General features: G+C 60.3%; 20 protein-coding genes and 1 tRNA gene. 13 read left to right on the top strand and 8 right to left on the bottom strand.

The window, feature by feature from the left end; genetic code table 11:
• Nucleotides 1-57: 57 nt before the first annotated feature.
• The 12 genes from alaS to nusB all read left to right on the top strand — a co-directional run bounded on the left by alaS (nt 58) and on the right by nusB (nt 11,506).
• A complete protein-coding gene (gene alaS, locus HMPREF2932_RS04830) occupies nt 58-2,745 on the top strand; it encodes an alanine--tRNA ligase (RefSeq protein ID WP_071409724.1) in 2,688 nt (895 codons plus the stop codon).
• A 58-nt stretch (nt 2,746-2,803) separates the two neighbouring features.
• On the top strand, nt 2,804-3,352 hold the full coding sequence (ruvX, locus tag HMPREF2932_RS04825) for a Holliday junction resolvase RuvX (protein ID WP_070700392.1): 549 nt from the start codon (nt 2,804-2,806) through the stop codon (nt 3,350-3,352).
• Nucleotides 3,353-3,374: 22 nt separating this feature from the next.
• Nucleotides 3,375-4,550 carry an endolytic transglycosylase MltG gene (gene mltG, locus HMPREF2932_RS04820; protein WP_071409723.1) on the top strand — a complete coding sequence of 392 codons (1,176 nt, stop codon included), beginning with the start codon at nt 3,375-3,377 and terminating at the stop codon, nt 4,548-4,550.
• A gap of 4 nt (nt 4,551-4,554) precedes the next feature.
• Nucleotides 4,555-5,361 (top strand): shikimate dehydrogenase, encoded by an 807-nt coding sequence (locus HMPREF2932_RS04815; protein WP_070513252.1) that lies wholly within the window; start codon nt 4,555-4,557, stop codon nt 5,359-5,361.
• Between the two features lie 45 nt (nt 5,362-5,406).
• Nucleotides 5,407-5,799: a prepilin peptidase gene (locus HMPREF2932_RS04810; RefSeq protein WP_046648556.1), complete on the top strand. Its 393-nt coding sequence runs from the start codon at nt 5,407-5,409 to the stop codon at nt 5,797-5,799.
• A gap of 51 nt (nt 5,800-5,850) precedes the next feature.
• Nucleotides 5,851-7,062 (top strand): chorismate synthase, encoded by a 1,212-nt coding sequence (aroC, locus tag HMPREF2932_RS04805; RefSeq protein ID WP_070513255.1) that lies wholly within the window; start codon nt 5,851-5,853, stop codon nt 7,060-7,062.
• Nucleotides 7,059-7,568 carry a shikimate kinase gene (locus HMPREF2932_RS04800; protein WP_071409722.1) on the top strand — a complete coding sequence of 170 codons (510 nt, stop codon included), beginning with the start codon at nt 7,059-7,061 and terminating at the stop codon, nt 7,566-7,568. Before aroC ends, HMPREF2932_RS04800 begins: the two co-directional genes overlap by 4 nt.
• A gap of 77 nt (nt 7,569-7,645) precedes the next feature.
• Complete coding sequence (gene aroB, locus HMPREF2932_RS04795) at nt 7,646-8,716, top strand: 3-dehydroquinate synthase (protein ID WP_071409721.1); 1,071 nt, start codon at nt 7,646-7,648, stop codon at nt 8,714-8,716.
• Between the two features lie 39 nt (nt 8,717-8,755).
• Nucleotides 8,756-9,181: a type II 3-dehydroquinate dehydratase gene (gene aroQ, locus HMPREF2932_RS04790; RefSeq protein ID WP_070516954.1), complete on the top strand. Its 426-nt coding sequence runs from the start codon at nt 8,756-8,758 to the stop codon at nt 9,179-9,181.
• 43 nt (nt 9,182-9,224) lie between these two features.
• The gene (locus HMPREF2932_RS04785) at nt 9,225-10,316 is read left to right on the top strand and encodes a M24 family metallopeptidase (protein ID WP_070700381.1); all 1,092 of its coding nucleotides are present in this window, start codon (nt 9,225-9,227) and stop codon (nt 10,314-10,316) included.
• A 94-nt stretch (nt 10,317-10,410) separates the two neighbouring features.
• Nucleotides 10,411-10,974, top strand: a complete 564-nt coding sequence (gene efp / locus HMPREF2932_RS04780) for an elongation factor P (RefSeq protein WP_046648551.1) — start codon at nt 10,411-10,413, stop codon at nt 10,972-10,974.
• Between the two features lies 1 nt (nt 10,975).
• Nucleotides 10,976-11,506, top strand: a complete 531-nt coding sequence (gene nusB / locus HMPREF2932_RS04775; protein ID WP_071409720.1) for a transcription antitermination factor NusB — start codon at nt 10,976-10,978, stop codon at nt 11,504-11,506.
• A gap of 230 nt (nt 11,507-11,736) precedes the next feature.
• Here the strand turns inward: nusB and HMPREF2932_RS04770 are convergent, their stop codons facing one another.
• The 6 genes from HMPREF2932_RS04770 to HMPREF2932_RS04745 all read right to left on the bottom strand — a co-directional run bounded on the left by HMPREF2932_RS04770 (nt 11,737) and on the right by HMPREF2932_RS04745 (nt 15,703).
• Nucleotides 11,737-12,501 (bottom strand): amino acid ABC transporter ATP-binding protein, encoded by a 765-nt coding sequence (locus HMPREF2932_RS04770; RefSeq protein ID WP_049154586.1) that lies wholly within the window; start codon nt 12,499-12,501, stop codon nt 11,737-11,739.
• Entirely contained in the window at nt 12,501-13,454 is a 954-nt protein-coding gene (locus HMPREF2932_RS04765) for an amino acid ABC transporter permease (RefSeq protein WP_046648548.1), read from the bottom strand. The genes HMPREF2932_RS04770 and HMPREF2932_RS04765 overlap by 1 nt, the downstream gene beginning before the upstream one ends.
• The gene (locus HMPREF2932_RS04760) at nt 13,447-14,331 is read right to left on the bottom strand and encodes an ABC transporter substrate-binding protein (RefSeq protein ID WP_071409719.1); all 885 of its coding nucleotides are present in this window, start codon (nt 14,329-14,331) and stop codon (nt 13,447-13,449) included. Before HMPREF2932_RS04760 ends, HMPREF2932_RS04765 begins: the two co-directional genes overlap by 8 nt.
• 3 nt (nt 14,332-14,334) lie before the next feature.
• Nucleotides 14,335-15,150: a DUF368 domain-containing protein gene (locus HMPREF2932_RS04755; RefSeq protein WP_070545652.1), complete on the bottom strand. Its 816-nt coding sequence runs from the start codon at nt 15,148-15,150 to the stop codon at nt 14,335-14,337.
• 136 nt (nt 15,151-15,286) lie between these two features.
• Nucleotides 15,287-15,562 (bottom strand): hypothetical protein, encoded by a 276-nt coding sequence (locus tag HMPREF2932_RS04750; protein ID WP_046648545.1) that lies wholly within the window; start codon nt 15,560-15,562, stop codon nt 15,287-15,289.
• A 67-nt stretch (nt 15,563-15,629) separates the two neighbouring features.
• Nucleotides 15,630-15,703: transfer RNA gene (locus HMPREF2932_RS04745), tRNA-Leu, on the bottom strand.
• A 91-nt stretch (nt 15,704-15,794) separates the two neighbouring features.
• On the opposite strand from HMPREF2932_RS04745, the gene polA reads away from it, so the two are divergent.
• Nucleotides 15,795-18,446, top strand: a complete 2,652-nt coding sequence (gene polA, locus HMPREF2932_RS04740) for a DNA polymerase I (RefSeq protein ID WP_071409718.1) — start codon at nt 15,795-15,797, stop codon at nt 18,444-18,446.
• Nucleotides 18,447-18,462: 16 nt separating this feature from the next.
• On the opposite strand, the gene HMPREF2932_RS04735 is transcribed toward polA, so the two are convergent.
• On the bottom strand, nt 18,463-18,933 hold the full coding sequence (locus HMPREF2932_RS04735) for an RDD family protein (RefSeq protein ID WP_071409717.1): 471 nt from the start codon (nt 18,931-18,933) through the stop codon (nt 18,463-18,465).
• A 59-nt stretch (nt 18,934-18,992) separates the two neighbouring features.
• Complete coding sequence (locus HMPREF2932_RS04730) at nt 18,993-19,733, bottom strand: class I SAM-dependent DNA methyltransferase (RefSeq protein WP_071409716.1); 741 nt, start codon at nt 19,731-19,733, stop codon at nt 18,993-18,995.
• Nucleotides 19,734-19,965 lie beyond the last annotated feature (232 nt).

Genomic DNA, 19,965 nt, shown 5'->3' with positions numbered 1-19,965 from the left:
GGACGGGTAAAGTTGAGCGCTGACTAGAAACCTCTCAACAGTGAAGGACTTTTGCTCGTGAAGACTCATGAGATCCGGGAACGCTTTACCCAGCACTTCGTCAAGGCCGGCCACGAAGCCGTCCCCAGCGCGTCGCTGATCCTGGATGACCCGAACCTGCTCTTCGTCAACGCCGGCATGGTTCCCTTCAAGCCCTACTTCTTGGGCCAGCAGAACCCGCCTTTTGCTAACGGTACGGCGACCTCCATCCAGAAGTGCGTGCGCACCTTGGATATCGAGGAAGTAGGCATCACCACCCGCCACAACACCTTCTTCCAGATGGCAGGCAACTTCTCCTTTGGCCAGTACTTCAAGGAGGGTGCTATCACCCACGCCTGGAACCTGTTGACGAACTCGGTAGAGGATGGCGGCTTGGGGCTAGATCCCGAGCGTTTGTGGGTCACGGTCTACCTCGATGATGATGAGGCAGCCGATATCTGGCACAACAAGATCGGTGTTCCCCGCGAGCGCATTCAGCGCCTCGGCATGGAGGATAATTACTGGTCCATGGGTATTCCTGGCCCGTGCGGTCCGTGCTCTGAGATTTACTATGACCGTGGTCCGGAATATGGTCAGGACGGTGGGCCCGTCGCGGACGATAACCGCTACATGGAGATCTGGAACCTGGTCTTCATGCAGAACGAGCGCGGCGAAGGCATCGGCAAGGGCAACTTTGAGATTCTCGGCCCGTTGCCTAAGAAGAACATCGATACCGGCATGGGCATCGAGCGCGTTGCCTGCATCCTGCAGGGCGTGGACAACGTCTACGAGACGGATCTGCTGCGCCCGGTCATTGACGTTGCCGAGGAACTCACCGGGGCGAAATACACGCCCGATGCGCCGAAGGAAGACTTGATCCGCTTCCGCGTGGTGGCGGACCACTCGCGCACCGGCATGATGCTCATCCTGGATGGCGTTACCCCCGGTAACGAGGGCCGTGGCTATATCCTGCGCCGACTGCTGCGCCGTATCATCCGCTCCGCCAAGCTGCTGGGTGCGAAGGGTGAGACCATGGAACGCTTCATGAACACCATCATGGACACCATGACTCCGTCCTACCCGGAGATTGCGGAGAACCGTGAGCGCATCCTGCGCGTCGCCGTGGCGGAGGAGAAGGCCTTCCTCAAGACCCTGGAGTCGGGCACCAAGCTTTTCGACGAAGCTGTCGACGAGCTAAAGAGCACCTCCCGCGCGGCCACCCCGAAGGTGCTGTCCGGTGAGAAGGCGTTTGAACTGCACGATACCTATGGATTCCCCATCGACTTGACATTGGAGATGGCCCAAGAAGCTGGCCTTAGCGTGGACATGGAGGGCTTTGATGCCGCCATGGGCGAGCAGCGCCGCCGTGCCAAAGCTGATAACCAGGCTAAGAAGCATGGTCACGCCGACTTGTCGCTCTACCGCGAGTGGGTGGATAACCATCCGACTCTGTTCACGGGCTACGAGACCTTGGAGTCCGAAGCCAAGGTACTCGGCCTCGTCCGCGATGGCGAGAAGGTCTCTGAAGTCCAAGCAGGCGACACCGTCGAGGTAATTCTGGACCAGTCGCCGCTCTACGCCGAAGCCGGTGGCCAGACCGCCGACCGAGGCCGGATCATTGCCGGTGAAACCCTCCTTGAGGTCAATGACGTGCAGAAGATCGGCAAGAGGCTGTGGGTCCACAAAGCTACGGTGACCGCTGGTGGCCTTGAACTGGGCACTGGCGTAACAGCCGAGGTAGACCAGCAGTGGCGCCACGGTGCCGTGCAGGCGCACTCCGCCACGCACCTCATCCACGCCGCGCTGCGCCAGGTGCTGGGGCCGACCGCTGTCCAGGCTGGCTCCTTGAACCGACCGGGTTACTTGCGCTTTGACTTTAACTACACCGACCAGCTCACCCAGGAGCAGCTCGATGAGATCGCTTTGGTGACTAACCAGGCGGTAGACCAGCACTTCCCGGTCAATACCATCGAGACTTCCTTGGACAAGGCCAAGGAGATGGGCGCGATGGCCCTGTTCGGTGAGAACTATGGTTCCGAGGTCCGCGTCGTGGAGATGGGAGGGCCCTTCTCCATCGAGCTGTGCGGCGGTACGCACGTGAAGAACACCGCAGAGATCGGTCCAGTGTCTGTCCTTGGTGAATCCTCCGTGGGTTCCGGTGCGCGCCGCATCGAGGCCTATTCGGGCTTGGATGCCTTCCGTTACTACTCCAAGGAAGCAGCCCTGGTGGAAGGTGTGTCTCGCGAGCTGAAGGTCCAGACCGAGGACCTGCCGGAGCGCATCGCGCAGCTGACGGAGAAGCTCAAGGCCGCAGAGAAGCAGATTGCAGAGCTGCACAAGGCCCAGCTCATGTCCCAGACTGGAGAGATGATCTCCACTGCGAAGACTGTCAACGATTTCACCATCGTGGCCGTCAAGCTCCCTAAGGGTGTGAACGGCGGTGACCTGCGCACGCTGGCTTCCGACATTAAGAACCGCCTCGGTGATGTCGCTGGTGTGGTCGTCTTGGCATCGGAGAATGAGGGCGGCAAGCTGCCATTCATCGTGGGTGCTACGAAGGCCGCCATCGAGCGTGGTGTCAAGGCTGGTGACTTGGTTAAGCTGGTTTCCGGCTACGTTGATGGCAAGGGCGGCGGCAAGCCAGATATGGCTCAAGGCTCCGGCGCAAACGCCGAAGGCCTGCAAGCTGCCTTCGACGCCGTCCGTGATGAGCTCGAAACCCACTAATGGATGCGCACGAGTAGGTGTGCAGCAGTAGCTGACTCTCAGGACCAGGAGGAACACCATGGCCGTAGAGCCCGATAAGCCAGGAGCAGACGATCCCGGACCTGGGCGCCGGTTGGGTCTTGACGTCGGAACCGTCCGAATCGGCGTGGCGGTGTCCGATCGGGATGCCCGCCTGGCTATGCCGGTCGAGACCGTCCGCCGCGAAACCGGGTTTAAGGACCGCGACAAGGGTGACATCGACCGACTGCTTGAGCTTATTCACGAGTATGACGTCGTCGAGGTGGCAGTCGGTTTGCCGCGTGATCTCAAGGGCAACGGCTCATCAAGTGTTAAACATGCCAAAGAAATCGCGTTTCGTATCCGCCGCCGCTTGGCAAAAGATGACACGATAAACACACCTCCGCCTGTGCGCATGGTGGATGAGCGCCTCACCACAGTGGTGGCATCATCTGCACTGCGAGCCTCTGGCGTGTCAGAGAAACGCGGCCGTTCGGTTATCGACCAAGCTGCCGCGGTGGAAATTTTGCAATCCTGGCTGGATGCGCGCCATTTCGCGTTGAACGGCCACAGCCCTTCAAACCTAGGAGACGAAGTACGTGAGCCGTAAACCTTCACGCATCGGACGCTCGATGGAACCCCAGTACGTCAAGCGCCGCCAGCGCGGCATGGCCGTGCTTATTGCCAGCCTTGTCCTCATCATCGGCGGCCTCGGCTACATCGGTTTCCGCCTGTTGGGAGGGGGCAATACCTTGGACTATGAGGGACAAGGCAATGGTGTAACACAGCTCGTTCAGGTCCCGGAAGGCTCATCCATGGGAGAACTGGCACCTGAGCTAGCAGAAAAGAATGTGGTGAAGACGCCTGAGGCTTTCTCTTCGGCGGCCAATTCGAATCCGCGCGCGAGCCAGATCAAGCCAGGTTTTTACCGCCTCCAAGAGGAGATGAGTGCAAAGTCTGCCGTGGAGGCTCTGCTTGATGACGCCAACATGGTCGACCTCCTCGACGTGCACGGCGGAGCGACGTTGCTGGACGTCAACGTACTGGGGGGCGATGTCCGGTTTGGTATTTACTCCCTGATCTCGCAGGTCTCCTGTAAGGAGGGCGGTTGCGTATCCGCCGAGGAACTGGAGAAGATCGCGGCCACGGTAGACCCAGCCGAACTGGGTGCGCCGGACTGGGCTGTGGAGGAGGTCCGTGCTCGCGGCGAGGATCCCAAGCGTATTGAGGGGCTTATCGCCCCGGGACAGTACGTGCTTGACCCGAACATGGATGCCCAGGAGATCCTGACCGATCTCATCACTCGTTCGACGAAGAAGTACAACGACACCAACATTGTCGACCGCGCCCAGGCCATTGGCCTGAAACCCTATGAGCTTCTGACCGCAGCATCCCTGGTGGAGCGTGAGTCGCCGGCCGGTGAATTCGACAAGGTTGCGCGCGTCATCCTCAACCGCCTCGACGAGCCGATGCGCTTGGAGTTGGACTCCACTGTGAACTACGGGCTCGAGGACGTCGAGCTGGCCACCACCGATGAGGACCGTAACCGCGAGACCCCGTGGAATACCTATGCGAAGGATGGTCTTCCGGATTCCCCGATCGCCTCGCCGTCGGAGGAGGCCATCCAGGCTATGGAGAACCCGGCAGAGGGCAATTGGCTCTTCTTCGTCACGGTTGATGACAAGGGCACGACGGTCTTTACCGACAACTATGATGAGCACCTCGCCAACGTCGATGATGCGGTGCGCTCTGGCATCCTGGACAGCCAGCGCGAAGGCGCCGGCGAGCCACCAGCAGAGGAGCACTAATAGGATGCCGCGCGCCGCAGTTTTAGGCAGCCCCATCGAGCATTCGTTATCCCCGGTCCTCCATAAGGCCGGCTATGATGCGCTGAATCTGAAGGACTGGGATTACACCAGGTTCGAGGTGACCGACTTGGCTGCCTTCCTCGCCGAGGTAGGGGAAGAGTACCGAGGTTTCTCGGTGACCATGCCATTGAAGTTCGACGCCTTGGCTTGCGCAGACATCGTGAGCGAGCGCGCCAAGCTCATCGGCTCTGCGAATACCTTGGTGCGCACCGCGGAGGGGTGGCGCGCGGACAACACGGATACGGAAGGCGTGCTGGGCGCACTCGATGAGCTGCTGGGCCCCTCTCAGCCCGCGACGGCTTTGCTCATCGGTGCAGGCGGTACCGCGCGGCCGGTCCTGTGGGGACTAGCCCAGCGTGGTGTCACCGATGTCACCGTGCTCAATCGCTCCGACCGCCTCGACGAGCTACGCCCGCTGGGCGACGCTCTTGGCCTCTCCCTCCACTCGGCATCTTTTGGCGAGGATCTCGCGGGGTTAGCGCGTTCGGTGGACCTCATCGTCTCCACTGTTCCCTCCGCCGTAGTGGAAGAGCATCTGACCCAGTTGGCCAAGGCTCCGGTGTTCGACGTTATCTACGATCCATGGCCTACGCCTTTAACTGTGTATGCGGCTGCTGATGGCTATCCGACCGTCGGCGGGCACATCATGCTGGCCAACCAGGCTTATTCGCAGTTTGAACAATTCACCGGGCACACCGCCCCGCGGGCAGAGATGCTGGCTGCTCTCAACGCTGCGCTCAAGCTTCCTTAATCAACAGCATGCGCGGCAGCACCCCGCACGGTAGGCTGCGCAGTCATGGGGGATGTGCTTTTCCTGGCGTGGGGGTGCGCCTTAATCGTTTATGACCTGCGTTTCAAACGCCTGCCCAACTATCTGACCCTGCCTGCCGCCGTGCTGTCGCTGTGGTGGTTCGACCCAGCCGGGCTGCTATGGCCGGGGCTTTATATTCTGGTTGCATTGCTGAGCCGCGCCGGAAGCGTGGGCGGGGGTGATCTCAAGCTGGCGTTGCCACTGGGCATGGTGACCGCCCACGCGGCGGGAGTACTAGGGGTTGCGTTCGCGATGGTAGGGGCGTCGCTGAGCACGCTGCTCTGGGGGTTCATGACGCAGGATGGGAAACCCGCGCACGGGCCCGGCATGCTCATTGCGGCAGCACTTGTCGTGCTGTTTAGCCCCGACACGGTGTGATAGGCGGCCCAGTGCCCCCGAAAGAACCCCTAGCGTGTGATAATAGTCCGCATGCTTCGTTGGACTACCGCAGGTGAATCTCACGGCCAGGCACTCGTTGCACTCATTGAGCACATGCCCGCCGGGGTTCCCGTTTCCCAAGACGACATCGCTCTCCAGCTCTCTCGCCGCCGCCTCGGCTATGGCCGCGGTGCCCGCATGAAGTTCGAGGCCGATGAGCTCACCTTGCTCAGTGGCATTCGCCACGGCCTGACCCTGGGCAGTCCGATTGCCATCATGATCGGCAACACGGAGTGGCCGAAGTGGACCACCATCATGTCCCCGGACGCGCTCGATCTCGATGACCCGGAGACCGCTAAGGCGATGGCTTCCGGCCGCGGCGCCCCGCTCACTCGTCCTCGCCCGGGGCATGCCGATTTCGCCGGCATGGTGAAGTTTGATCACGCGGAGGCCCGTCCCATTTTGGAGCGCTCCTCTGCACGCGAGACCGCTGCTCGTGTGGCCGCGGCCACGGTCGCGCGCAACTTCCTCCGCGAAACCCTGGGAGTCGAGGTGCTGTCCCACGTCATTTCCATCGGTGCCTCAGAACCGTATGAGGGCCCGCATCCTAGCTTCGCGGACCTTGAGGCTATCGACGCTTCACCGGTACGCGCCTGCGATAAGGCGGCGGAAGAGTCCATGATCGCAGAAATCGAAACCGCGAAAAAGCAGGGAGACACTCTGGGCGGCATTGTCGAGGTGATCGTGGAAGGCCTGCCGATTGGCTTGGGCTCGCACACCTCGGGTGAAGACCGCCTCGACGCACAGCTCGCCGCCGCCTTGATGGGGATTCAGGCGATCAAGGGCGTCGAGGTCGGCGATGGCTTCGCTGAGGCCCGCCGCCGCGGGAGCGAAGCGCACGATGAAATGGTCCGCACAGACAATGGCGTGGATCGTGAGACTAACCGCGCTGGTGGTCTGGAAGGCGGCATGACCAACGGCCAGACGCTGCGCGTCCGCGCGGCGATGAAGCCGATTTCCACGGTCCCGCGTGCGCTCAAGACGGTCGACATGGCCACAGGTGGGGCGGCTACCGCTATTCACCAACGTTCCGACGTCTGCGCGGTACCGGCTGCCGGTGTCGTGGCAGAGGCGATGGTGGCGCTCGTTCTCGCGCGTGCGGTGCTGGAGAAATTCGGCGGCGATAGCCTCGCCGAAACCAAGCGCAACATCGCTGCCTACCAGGACTACGTGGCAGGCCGACTGGAGTGGGGTGACGCATGAACTCCCCACACGTCGTCCTTGTAGGACCTCCCGGTGCCGGCAAAACCACGATTGGTCGCCGCCTGTCGCGGGCACTGAATTGCGACGTTGTTGATACCGACAGCCTCATTGAGGCGCGCTATGGAAAGAAGTGCGGCGAGATTTTCTCCGAGCTGGGTGAGCCGGAATTCCGCGAAGTGGAAGCCGAGGTCGTGCGCGAGGCGCTGGCTACCACCGGGGTGGTGAGCCTGGGTGGCGGTGCCGTGCTGACAGAATCGACCCGTGACTTGCTCGATAGCCTGACCGTCGTCTACCTCGACATCACACCCGAAGAAGGCGTCACCCGCACGATGGGGGGTACCAGCCGCCCGATTCTCGAGTCGGCGGATCCTCTCGCGCGTTATTCCCAACTCTTGGAGGAGCGACGGCCGCTCTACACCAAGGTTGCGGATTTAAAGGTACGCACAGGCGTGCGCTCCCCGCAGCAGGTGGTGGGCGGTATTCTGAGCTTCCTTGAGACTCTCTAAGACACTGGCTTATTGTCACTCCACCCCCGCGACGACTAATGAAGACGACTACTAGCGCTGCTGAAGGAGCCGCTCCCATGCACACCATTCCGGTTAACGGACCATCCCCCTACGAGGTCACGATCGGCAGTGGGCTCAGTGCTGCGATGATTGAGCGCGCCGCCAGTATTGGTGCGGCGAAGGTGGCGATTATCCACCAGCCGCCGCTGTCCCAAGCTGCCCGCAAACTCGCTGAGCAAGCCAGCACACAGGGCCTCGAGGCCACCCCGGTCGAGGTTCCCGATGCCGAGGCTGCCAAGCAGCTTGATGTATTGGCACGTCTGTGGGATGTGTTCGGTGACGCTGGGTTTAGCCGCCGCGATGCAGTCATCGGCCTCGGCGGCGGTGCCGTCACAGATTTGGCGGGTTTTGCTGCGGCAACGTGGATGCGCGGCATCCCGGTTATTCAGGCTCCGACGACGCTGCTGGCGATGGTTGATGCTGCCGTGGGCGGGAAGACAGGTATCAACACAGCCGCAGGAAAGAACCTCGTTGGGGCGTTCCACGAGCCGGATTCAGTCTTCGTCGACCTGGATCACCTGCGCACGCTGCCCGAAGATGAGATCATCGCTGGCTCCGCAGAAATCATCAAGACTGGTTTCATCCACGATCCACGCATCATCGAGCACTATCTAGCGGACCCCGCCGCTTGCCTCAAACCGGAAGGCCTGCTTCCTGAACTCATCGAGCGGTCCATTGCCGTCAAGGCGCACGTGGTGGGCCAGGACTTGAAGGAGTCCGGTCTGCGCGAAACCCTCAATTACGGCCATACCTTCGGCCACGCTGTGGAACGCCGCGAAAATTACTCGTGGCGCCACGGCCGTGCTGTGGCTGTGGGCATGATGTTTATTGCGCACCTGTCCCACGCTCGGGGGCTAATCGACGCCACCCTCGTCGCCACCCACCGAGACATCCTCACCCGGATTGGGCTGCCCACCACCTATGAGCAGGGCCACTTCGAGGAGTTGCTCGACGGCATGCGGCACGACAAGAAGAACCGCGAGGGTCGCATCCGCTTCGTCGCGCTCACTGGTATTGGGCAAACAACCCGCCTAGAAGACGCCACAGAAGAGGAGTTGCGCGCAGCTTACGCGCAACTGGCCTCGTAGAGTTTCAGCTGACCCCCTGAAGTTTAAGGAGCGCACACCATGACCATCCTCGTTCTCAACGGCCCCAACCTGAACCGTTTGGGGAAGCGCCAGCCGGAGATTTACGGCAGCGAAAGCCTAGCGGATATCGAAAGCCAAGTGCGCGCCGCGGCGGGGGAGGAAGAGATCGTCTTCTTCCAGTCCAACCATGAGGGTGAACTCATCGAGCAAGTGCATCGAGCCGCCGACGAAGGCTGGCCCGTGATCATCAACCCAGGCGGCTTTACCCACACGTCGGTGGCGCTACGAGATGCCTTGGCGGAGGTAGCCGATGGCGCCGGTTTCGTCGAGGTTCACCTCTCCAACGTGCATGCACGCGAGGCTTTCCGCCAACACTCTTACCTCAGTCCACTCGCGCGCGGTGTTATCGCAGGGCTGGGCTCGTATGGCTACGTCGCGGCACTGGGGTACCTACTGGCAAATTAGCTATCATGGAGTATCGCTTGAAAATGAATGGAGTGGTTCTCTCATGGCATTAGCCGATACTCGTTATAGCAACCGTCGCCGTAAGCTTATGACCGAGCTGTCCGGCCAGCGTATTGACGCCATTATTGTTACCCACTTGACGCACGTGCGCTACCTGACAGGTTTTTCCGGCTCGAATGGCGGTTTGTTGCTCCGCAAGGATCTCTCCGCGCTCATGGCAACTGATGGCCGCTACACCACCCAGATTGCCCAGGAAGTCCCGGATATCGAAGCCAGCCTTGGCCGCGATGTGGGCCCGCACCTGTTGGAAAAGGTATCCGATGATCTGCGGGTTGGCTACGAGGCGGACTATGTCACTGTCGCACAACTCGAGCGTCTGGAGAAGGCAAAGCCCGAAGGCGTGACGCTGGTACCCGTCACCGGGGTGATTGAGAAGATTCGCCTGGTCAAGGACAACATTGAACTCCAGAAACTGGAAGAAATTGCCGCTTTGGCAAACCAGGCGCTCACCGAGCTCATCGAGGCTGGTGAGGTAGCTGCTGGCCGCACGGAGCGACAGGTCGCTGCTGACCTGGAATACCGCATGCGCATGCTCGGTTCGGAGCGCGTGAGCTTTGACACCATCGTGGCCTCCGGCGAAAACTCCGCTAAGCCGCACCATGGTGCAGATGACCGTGAGCTGCGCAAGGGTGACTTGGTCACGATTGATTTCGGCGCTCACCTGCGCGGTTTTAACTCCGACTGCACACGCACCTTTGTCATCGGTGAGGTCACTGACTTTGCCCGTGAAATCTACGACATCGTCCTGCGAGCCCAGGAAGCAGGCGTCGAGGCTGCGGTGCCGGGCGCGAAGCTTGTCGACGTCGACGCGGCCTGCCGCGATATCATTACCGAGGCCGGCTATGGCGAGTACTTCGTCCACTCCACCGGCCACGGCATCGGGCTTGACGTGCACGAAGGCCCCTCCGCAGCAAAGACCGGGAAGGGCGAGTTGGCTGAAGGTATGACGCTGACCATCGAGCCAGGCATTTACGTTCCGGGCAAGGGCGGTGTTCGTATCGAGGACAGCCTCTTCATTACCTCCGGTGCGCCGAAGATCATTACGCCCTACCCGAAGGAACTTCAGGTGCTGTAGCCAGCACCCCTTCGCTCCGCTGGTACCGTGCGTACGGTATGCTTAGACACTGTTTTCATAGTTTCGACTACAAGTAATTTGGGAGAGTCATTTCATGGCAGATACCACTGATTTCAAGAACGGTCTCGTTCTGAAGATCGACAACAAGCTGCAGCAGATTGTTGAGTTTCAGCATGTGAAGCCGGGCAAGGGCCCAGCTTTCGTGCGTACCAAGCTCAAGGACGTGGTCTCTGGCAAGGTAACGGACAAGACTTTCAACGCTGGCGTGAAGGTGGAGACCGCTAACGTCGACCGCCGCGACATGACCTACCTGTACAACGATGGCCAGAACTACGTGGTCATGGATGATAAGACCTACGAGCAGTACGAGCTGCCATTTGACAAGTTCGGCGACGCCGGCAAGTTCCTTTTGGAAAACATGCGCGTCCAGGTCTCCTTCCACGACGGTGAGGCTCTGTTCGGTGAGCTGCCGATCTCCGTCGACCTGAAGGTGGAGCACACTGAGCCGGGCCTGCAGGGTGACCGCTCCAGCGGCGGCACTAAGCCGGCGACGCTCGAGACCGGTGCTGAGATCCAGGTTCCGTTGTTCATTGAGACCGGTAACACCCTCAAGATCGATACGCGTACTGGCGAGTACCTGTCTCGCGTTAACAACTAAGATGACCCAGCCAGAGCCTAACTATAAGCGTCACACGGCGCGCTACCGTGCGCGCCGCCGAGCCGCAGATATCCTCTTCGAGGCAGAGTCTCGCGATGTTGATCCGGTAGCAATCGTGGAGGACCGCGTCGAGCTTGCCCGCGATCCGGAAAATGGTGTGGCGCCGATCGCTGAGTACACCCGCGAGATCGTCAGCGGCGCAGCTGAAGAGTTGGACGCTATCGATGACGCCATCGCCCGGTACCTTTCCAGCGAGTGGTCCCTAGAGCGCATCCCTGCTGTTGACCGCGCGATCATGCGCGTGTCAGTCTGGGAGATCCTCTTCAATTCGGATGTTCCCAACGCCACTGCGCTCGTTGAGGGCGTCGAGCTTGCCTCGGAGTACTCCAATGACAAGGCCGCGCCCTACATCCACGCGGTGCTGGATGACGTCATCCAAGCCCAGTCTGCGGATAGCCCGATGGCCTCGGCCCCCGCCGAGGACTCTGAGGAGCCCGCTGAGACTGCGGAAGACGAAGGCGTCTCCGAGTAGAGCCTACGTCTTTCCCTAAAGCCCTAAACTCCGGCCAGCTATCCTTTTCGGACTGGTCGGGGTTTCGCTTTTTAGCTGGCTTTCGCCACGTTGGAACGGTTCTTGAGCAAAATAAACTGCCCTAGTTGCCAAAACCATTGCTCTCGCCGCGATGGCGGCGCATAACTTTGGCAACTAGGGCAGTTGCGGCGGTGGTGCCGCGCGTGCGTCGGTGGTTGCAGTGCAGCGCGCTAGAGCAGCGAAGAGAGGAAATCCTTCGTGCGCTGGTGCTGCGGGTTGTCCAAGACCTGCTCCGGGGTGCCGGTTTCGACGACGCTGCCGCCATCCATGAAGACAATGGTGTCGGCGACCTCTCGGGCAAAGCCCATCTCGTGGGTAACAACGAGCATGGTCATGCCATCGGCGGCAAGCTCCTTCATGACGCGGAGAACCTCACCGACGAGCTCGGGGTCGAGGGCGGAAGTGGGCTCGTCGAAAAGCATCAGCTTCGGGTCCATGGCAACCGCACGGGCAATGGCGACACGCTGCTGCTGACCACCAGACAGTTGCACCGGGTAGGCCTCCGCCTTGTGCGCGAGGCCAACCTTTTCCAGCAGCTCCATGGCCTTCTTCTTGGCTTGCTCTGGGCTCTGCTTCTTTACCTGGACCGGTGCCTCGATGATGTTTTCCAGCACGGTGCGGTGGCTAAACAGGTTGAACTGTTGGAAGACCATGCCGATATCCTGGCGCTGGGCGGCGGCTTCCTTCTCGGAGATCTCATAGAGGACGCCGTTGCGCTCGCGGAAACCGATGAGCTCGCCGTCGATGTAGAGTCGGCCGGCCGTGACCTTCTCTAAGTGATTGCAGCAGCGCAGGAAGGTGGACTTGCCGGAACCGGAGGGACCCAAGAGACAGGTGACCTCGCCGGGCATGACGGTGAGGTCGATTCCTTTAAGAACCTCGAGCTGGCCGAAGGATTTGTGCACATTCTGCGCGGAGATCATGGGGGTGGTCATTAGTTCTTTACCTCCGGGATGACAGAGACGTTGCGGGGGATAGTTCCTTCGGCATCCGCTAGCGCGGCCAGCTGGCGGCCGGTGAGCTCGCGGGTGGCGCCGCGCTCAAAGCGGCGCTCCAGGAAGTACTGGCCCACCATGAGCAGAGAGGTGATGGCCAGGTACCACGTCGCGGCCACCATCAGAAGCGGAATGGGCTCGAAGAGCGCAGCGGAGATATCCGTAGCGCGGCCAAAGATTTCGGCGGTGTAGGGAATGGCAACCACAAGGGAGGAAGTCTTGAGCAGAGAAATGAACTCATTGCCGGTCGGCGGGATGATGATGCGCATAGCCTGCGGCAGCACCGTGCGGCGCATGGTCATCCACCAGCCCATTCCCAGGGCCTTGCTGGCTTCCTTCTGGCCTTCCGGAACGGAGGAGATACCGGAGCGGACAATCTCCGCCATGTATGCGGCTTCGTTGAGGCCCAAGCCCAAAACGGAAAGAAGGAATGCGTTATTGAGAACCTCGGTGAGGGAAATCTCCGCGAATCCTAGGTTGATGGATTGGTAGAGGGCTGAAAGTAGACCCCAGAAAACTAGCTGTACGTAGATTGGCGTGCCACGGAAGAGCCACAGGAAGACCCACGACACGCCTCCCAGCACAGGGTTGGGGGACATGCGCATCACCGCGAGGGCAGCGCCGCCCACGACGCCGATGATCATCGCCAGGATCGTAATGGCAATGGTGTGCAGCGCAGCGGTGGCAATCCGAGTATCGAAGAGATACTGGAAATACGTGCCCCACCCGAAGGCCTCATTGCGCGCCGAGGAGATGATGAACCACACTGCAAGCAGCGCGAGGAGGGTAGCGAAGACCCAGCGCCAGGGGTGGCGCAGTGGGCGGGCTTCGATCTTTTCTGGGGTAGTCGAAGCCGACGACTCCGACGCTGCCGGGAGAGAGGAGTTAGTCATTGATCGGCCTTTCATTAATCATTGCGTGCTCGACGAGGCCCTCGTCGACGCCCCACTTATTGAGTATCTCTGCATAGGCTCCGGTGTCGATGAGGTGTTGGAGTGCCGCGGCCACGGCGGGTCCGAGGTCAGAATCCTTGGGCACGGCGAAGCCGTAGGGTGCCGCGTCGAACATTTCGCCGACCATGGACATACGTCCATCTGAGCGGTTAACAGCCCAGGCAGAAACGGGGGAGTCCGCTGAGAGAGCATCAGCGCGCCCCATCAGGACCGCTAGGGCGGCATTATCGCTCGTGTCATAGGGAAGAATGGTCAGGTCGCCGTCGCAGGCTTCCTGCTTGGGGCGCAGATCGTCGGTCTCCGATACCGTGGTGCGCTGCACCGCGACGGTGAGGCCACAGGGGTTGGATGGGTCCACGTCATTGGGGCCATCGGTGAGTTTCGCCCACTGAATGCCGGCATAAAGAGTATCGACGAAATCGAAGTTCTCGCGCCGCTCATCGGTATCGGTGAATCCGGAACCGCCCAGATCGATTTGTCCGGCTTGGACCGCCGGCAGAATCATAGAGAAGTCTTGCTCCACCGGCTGAAATTCAAGCCCCAATACTTGGGCGACGGCATTGGCCAAGTCCATCTCTAGGCCGATGATCGAGCCGTCGGAATCCTTGAATTCGAAAGGCGCAAAAGGCGGGTTCGTGCCTACTGTAAGGACGCCATCGGCATCCTCGTACATCGCGGCAATCTCGGGAACTTCGTCCACGTTGGGCGCAGACCAGCCTTCCGGCAGCGCCGGCTCCACGTTGGTAACACAGCCGGAGAGGGTTGCGGATGCTAGCAACCCGGCAGCGCCCACGATGATGGCCGTTTTCTTTCTCATGCTTTAACTCTCTTGGTAGCTAGCGGCTTTGCGCCGGTCCACAACGATGAAAATGGCCACGATAATGCCACCAATCGCGAACATAAGCAGGATCAGTGGTGTGGAGGCGTCTTGGTCAGCGCCCCACGGCCACAACGCACGCAGGGAGCCGAGCATGAAACCAGCCATGGCTGCAAGGGTGACATCGCGGTGATTATCCAGCAGGTAGTTCAATACCTTGACGAAAGCTGCGAGGCCACACACCGCGCCGAGTGCGAAGACACCCACGACGACCATGTTGCGGTCTGAGACCGCACCGATAATCGGCGCGTAGAGGCCCATGGTCAGCAAAATGAGGGAGCCTGACACACCGGGAAGAACGAGCGCGCACACAGCCACCATGGCCGCTAGGAAAACCACGAGCAGGTTGGGGTCTTCCACTGGGGTGGAGGTGAAGCCGGTGACGAAGAAGATTGCGACGGCGGCGATAACAAGCGCGGCGATGGACGCGGGTGAAACGCGCGACATCATGCTCAGCGGCACGATGATAGACACGGCGACCATGCCGAGGAAGAGCGCGCTGGATAGCGAAACCTGGCCCTCCACAAAGTTATGGAGGATCGTGGAGAAGCCGAAAACGGCGACGAACATGCCGACGGCAACGGAGACGAGGAAGCCCCATTCGACCTTCTTGAAACGGCCGGAGATGAGATCATTGGCGTTATGCAAAGCGCGCTCATAGATGCCGACGATGAGCGCAACGGTGCCGCCGGAGATTCCGGGGACTAACTCGGCCATGCCAATAAGGGCGCCGCGAATGGCGTTGAAAAGATAATGCATAAACCGAAAGTAACCTTGACTGTCTACCCGGTGGGATTGCCGTGCCGGGAAGAGCGGGTGAGCAGATGACTTTTTATTCTCTCACCTCAACGCAGGCTTATGCAAACTATTCAATCAGTAGAAGGATATACGCCTTTTACATCGGCAGGCGCTTGGATACTTCGCCGTAGATCGATCCCAGGATGGCGAAGACAGTGAGGCCGACGAGGCCGTCGAGAAGCACTGCGTAGAAATTATTCAGCTGAGGATCGTTGGAGGAAGCCGTGGACTTGCGCAGTTCTTGATAGTAAGAAGATCCTTCAACCTTGGTGGATATCTGCTTGTCCGCGCTAGATTCGGCAGCAGTAGCAGCGGCGGTGCCGCCTACGGTGAGGGCAATGGCGGTGCTCACAGCGATGATAGTGCGACGCATGGCGACGGGTTCCTTTCCGTTGAAAACGCTAACACCCCACAACAAGCTCTGTTGTGGGGTGGAATTGTGCCCCTGGTGAGACTCGAACTCACACTACACGGGTTTTGAATCCGTTGCCTCTGCCAATTGGGCTACAGGGGCGCACAAGCAACGATACTAGCGCAGCGGACCAATTCGAACCTAATTGCCTGCCTGTGGCCCTCGACGGTGTCATTGAGCGCAACACGTTAGGATGGGCCGGGTGACTACTTCTCAGCCTCGACTCCTGCTCATTGATGGCCACTCCATGGCCTTTCGCGCATTTTATGCACTGCCCGCAGAGAACTTCTCCACCTCGGGCGGTCAGCACACTAATGCGGTGTATGGCTTTCTTTCCATGTTGGCGAACATTCTGACTGAGGAAAAGCCGGACTTTGTGGCGGTGGCCTTCGATGTGGGGCGAAAGACCTTCCGCACGGAGATGTTCCCGGAGTATAAGGCGCAGCGTGAGGCCGCCCCCGAAGAGTTCCGCGGCCAGGTCGAGCTCATTCGAGAGGTCTTGGACACCCTCGGTATCACCACGTTGTCGCGGGATAACTTCGAAGCTGACGACATTGTGGCCACGTTGTCCACTCAGGCCGGCGAGGATTATGAGACTTTCCTGGTCACCGGTGACCGCGACTATTTGCAGCTTGTCGACGACTCCACGACCGTCCTCTATCCCATGCGTGGGGTGTCCAAGCTGCACCGCTTTACCCCGGAGGCAGTAGAAGAGAAGTATGGCCTGAGCCCCGAGCAGTACCCAGATTTCGCAGCCCTGCGCGGGGACCCCTCCGATAACCTGCCGTCTGTCCCGAAGGTGGGGGAGAAGACCGCCACGAAGTGGATCACGCAGTACGGCTCTTTGGATGGCCTCATCGAGCATGCCGAAGAGATAAAGGGCGTGGCGGGGCAGAACTTCCGCGACCGCATCGAGCAGGTCAAGCTCAACCGGAAGCTCACCCAAATGGTGACGGACATGGACCTGGAGGTTGGCCCGGCGGACCTCGGCTTTAAGGGTGCCGTGGCTAGCGAGGTGGCAGCTCGCTTTGATGAATTGGAATTCGGCACGAATCTGCGCGAGCGGGTTCTCAACGCCGTACCGCATGACGCAGCAGCTGAAGCCGCGGCGGCTGAGGAGGCACCAGACGTATCGGTGACCGTGGTAGACACTCCGCTGGCTGAGTGGCTCGAAGACAAAGAACACGTAGCGGTCTTCGTGCAAGGCGACGGAACACCGGGCGCGGGTGATGCCGCCGCACTAGCACTCGTCGATTCCTCCTTCGAGGGACTCCAGATTGAATTGGCGGACCTGGACGCGGCCGATGACGCCGCACTGGCTGCCTGGTTGGAATCGGATGCGCCGAAGTACCTCCACGAGGCAAAGGCGGCATGGCATATGTTGTCCGGCCGGGGAATCGAGCTGCAAGGAATTGCCCACGACACCGCTCTCGCCGCCTATCTCTTGCGGCCGGGCCAGCGCACCTACGCCTTGACGGATGTGTACCAGCGCCATCTGCAGAAGTCCCTCGGGGCTGCCACGGAGCAGCTCTCCCTCTTGGATGACAATCAGCTTGTGGAACAGGCCGGCGCCATCATGGAGCTGGCGGCAGAATTGACGAGTCAACTCCAGGAGATTGATTCCTTCGAGCTGTATACCGACCTCGAGCTGCCTCTGGTGAGCATCCTGGCGCGTATGGAAGCCGCCGGCATCGCGGTGGACCGAGACGTCCTGGAGACGCAGCGCGATGCCTTCATCGAGCAGGTTAACGAGCAAGAGCGCGCTGCCCGCGAGCTCGCTGGTGACGATTCCCTCAATCTGAACTCCCCGAAGCAGCTGCAGGCAGTGCTTTTTGAGACCTTCGATATGCCAAAGACGAAGAAGACCAAGACCGGCTATTCCACCGCGGCCAAGGAAATCGAGCAGCTCGCTGCTACCCACCCGCACCCCTTCTTGGACCACCTGCTGGCGCACCGCGAGTATCAGAAGATGAAAACGACGCTGGAGGGGCTCATCAAGACCATCCAGCCGGATGGCCGCATCCACACCACGTTCAACCAGACTGTGACCTCAACGGGCCGGTTGTCCTCCACGGAGCCGAACCTGCAAAACATTCCGGTGCGCACGGAGGCGGGGCGCCAGATTCGCTCGGCCTTTGTGGTGGGGGAAGGCTATGAAACCCTGATTACGGCGGACTACTCGCAGATCGAGATGCGCGTTATGGCGCACCTGTCTGCTGATCCGGGCCTTATCGAGGCCTACCGTGAGGGCGAGGATCTGCACAACTACGTCGGCTCCAAGGTCTTTGACGTTCCGGTGGATGAGGTCACGCCGGAGCTGCGCCGCCGCGTCAAAGCCATGTCCTATGGCCTTGTGTATGGTCTTTCCGCTTATGGTCTGTCGCAGCAGCTAGGTATCCCGGCACGTGAAGCCAAGGAGATCATGGAGAGCTATTTCGAACGCTTCGGTGGCGTGAAGCGCTATCTCGATGAGGTTGTCGTGCAGGCCCGCAAGGATGGCTACACCTCCACGGTCTTCGGGCGCCGCCGCTATCTACCGGAGCTCAACTCCGATAACCGTGTGGCGCGCGAAAACGCCGAGCGTGCGGCCCTCAATGCGCCCATCCAGGGCACAGCGGCAGACATCATCAAGGTCGCCATGATCCGCGTGGACAAGGCTTTGGAAGGCATGGCTTCGCGCGTGCTCCTCCAAGTTCACGACGAACTCGTCGTGGAGGTGGCGACAGGTGAAACCGAGGAAGTCCAGCGCATCCTCGAACGCGAGATGGACAAGGCTATCGAGTTGACCGTGCCCCTCGAAGTCTCCGTGGGCGTGGGCAAGAACTGGGATGCCGCAGCGCACTAGGGAGCGCTTTAGGGATTTAAGTCAAGCCCACCGCGCGCTCGTCCTCGGTGGGCGTGCGGCGCTCCACCAAGCACCCGGCGAGGAGATCGAAGGGAGTTTGTCCCAGCAGTAGGACGCTCAATCCGAGGATGGCCAAAATGGTTGCCTCAACATAGGGGAGTCCTGTCAGTGCAACAAGGGTGAGGAGTATCCAGCTGTTGCGAATTGCAGCGCTGGCGATGCCGGGACGCTCGGCGATGACCTCCAGCTTCAGCGACCACTTGCCCAGGGAGGTTTGCTTGGTCGCCTCTGCCCACACCCGGTAGACGTAGAAGACGAGGGCGAGGGCGACGATGTCATATATGGCGCCCGCCCTGCCTGTGAGTGCGGCATCGGTGCTGAGGTTGATGAGCCACTTGAGCACCACGATGACGGCGGCGGCGAGGAAAGCGTCGATCCACCACGCCACCGTGCGGCGCAGAAAAATCCCGAGGCGTTCTAAAAGCATGGCTGCCAGCTTAGTTCGCTGCGGCCGGCAAACTCCGCAACAGGGTGGGCGGTGCCGGCCTAGCGCGCTTCGCAGACGAAGATGGCGGTACCGGGGAAAATGGCTCCCCTTTCAGGAGACCACTGGCCCCAAGTGATGTCGAGGCCCTCTGGCCACTCGGGCTCGATGAGGTTGTAAATTTCAAATGAACCACGCACCTGGAGCGCTCGCACCCAATCGCCCATCGTGCGGTGAAACTCAGCATAGGTGAGCTCGCCGTTGGCATCCTGCTCGAGGTAGGCGCGCTCGAAATAGGACAGCTGTGCAGTGAGGTCCTGTGGATCATCGGGGAAGATCCAACGCATGGGGTGTGGCACAGAAAAGACGAAGCGGCCACGAGGGCGCAGAACGCGGTGAACTTCGTACAGTGCCTGGTCAAGGTCGGCTACGAAGGGAAGGGCCCCGAAGGCAGAAAAAGCGATGTCAAAGACTTTATCGCGATAGGGAAGCGCCAGGGCATCTGCTTGAACGAGCGGTAGGCCAGTCTCGGCATGGGAGAGCATTCCAGGCGAGAGATCGAAGCCCGTCGCAAAGCGCGCGCGTCCTTGCAACCACTGCGTACACGGCGCGGAGCCGCAGCCGAGCTCGAGGACGGTAGCGGAGGAGACGTCGCCAAGCAGCTGCGCTTCAGCCTCATGCAGCATTTCCGGACACCAGTAGAAAGAGGATAGATACTCGGGATGATCTGCGTGGTAGGAGTCGGCGTCATCATCCCAGAAATTACGATTGGCTGCGGATGCAGAAAACGATGCTGAAGACATTCTTCCTTTCCCAATTCTTTTTCCATGTCGTATTTGCCGTTTTAGCTGCGAGGATGTAGGGTTGTACGGGCGTGTCTATGACTCGGGACGCGCTGGGCTACTGTAGGAGAGCTTGGCACGGCTGCGAGTCGGGATTGGAATCCATCTTAAGCCTTGCGTATTTACGCTGCTTAATGACGCTTTTCAAGAGACGCGTAACTGTCCAATTACGATCTCCTACGTTTATTCGGAG

The organism is Corynebacterium sp. HMSC074H12, assembly GCF_001813755.1.
Classification (GTDB): domain Bacteria; phylum Actinomycetota; class Actinomycetes; order Mycobacteriales; family Mycobacteriaceae; genus Corynebacterium; species Corynebacterium hiratae.
Note: the sequence above shows the minus strand (reverse complement) of the source record. Positions and strands in the feature narration are given on the sequence as shown.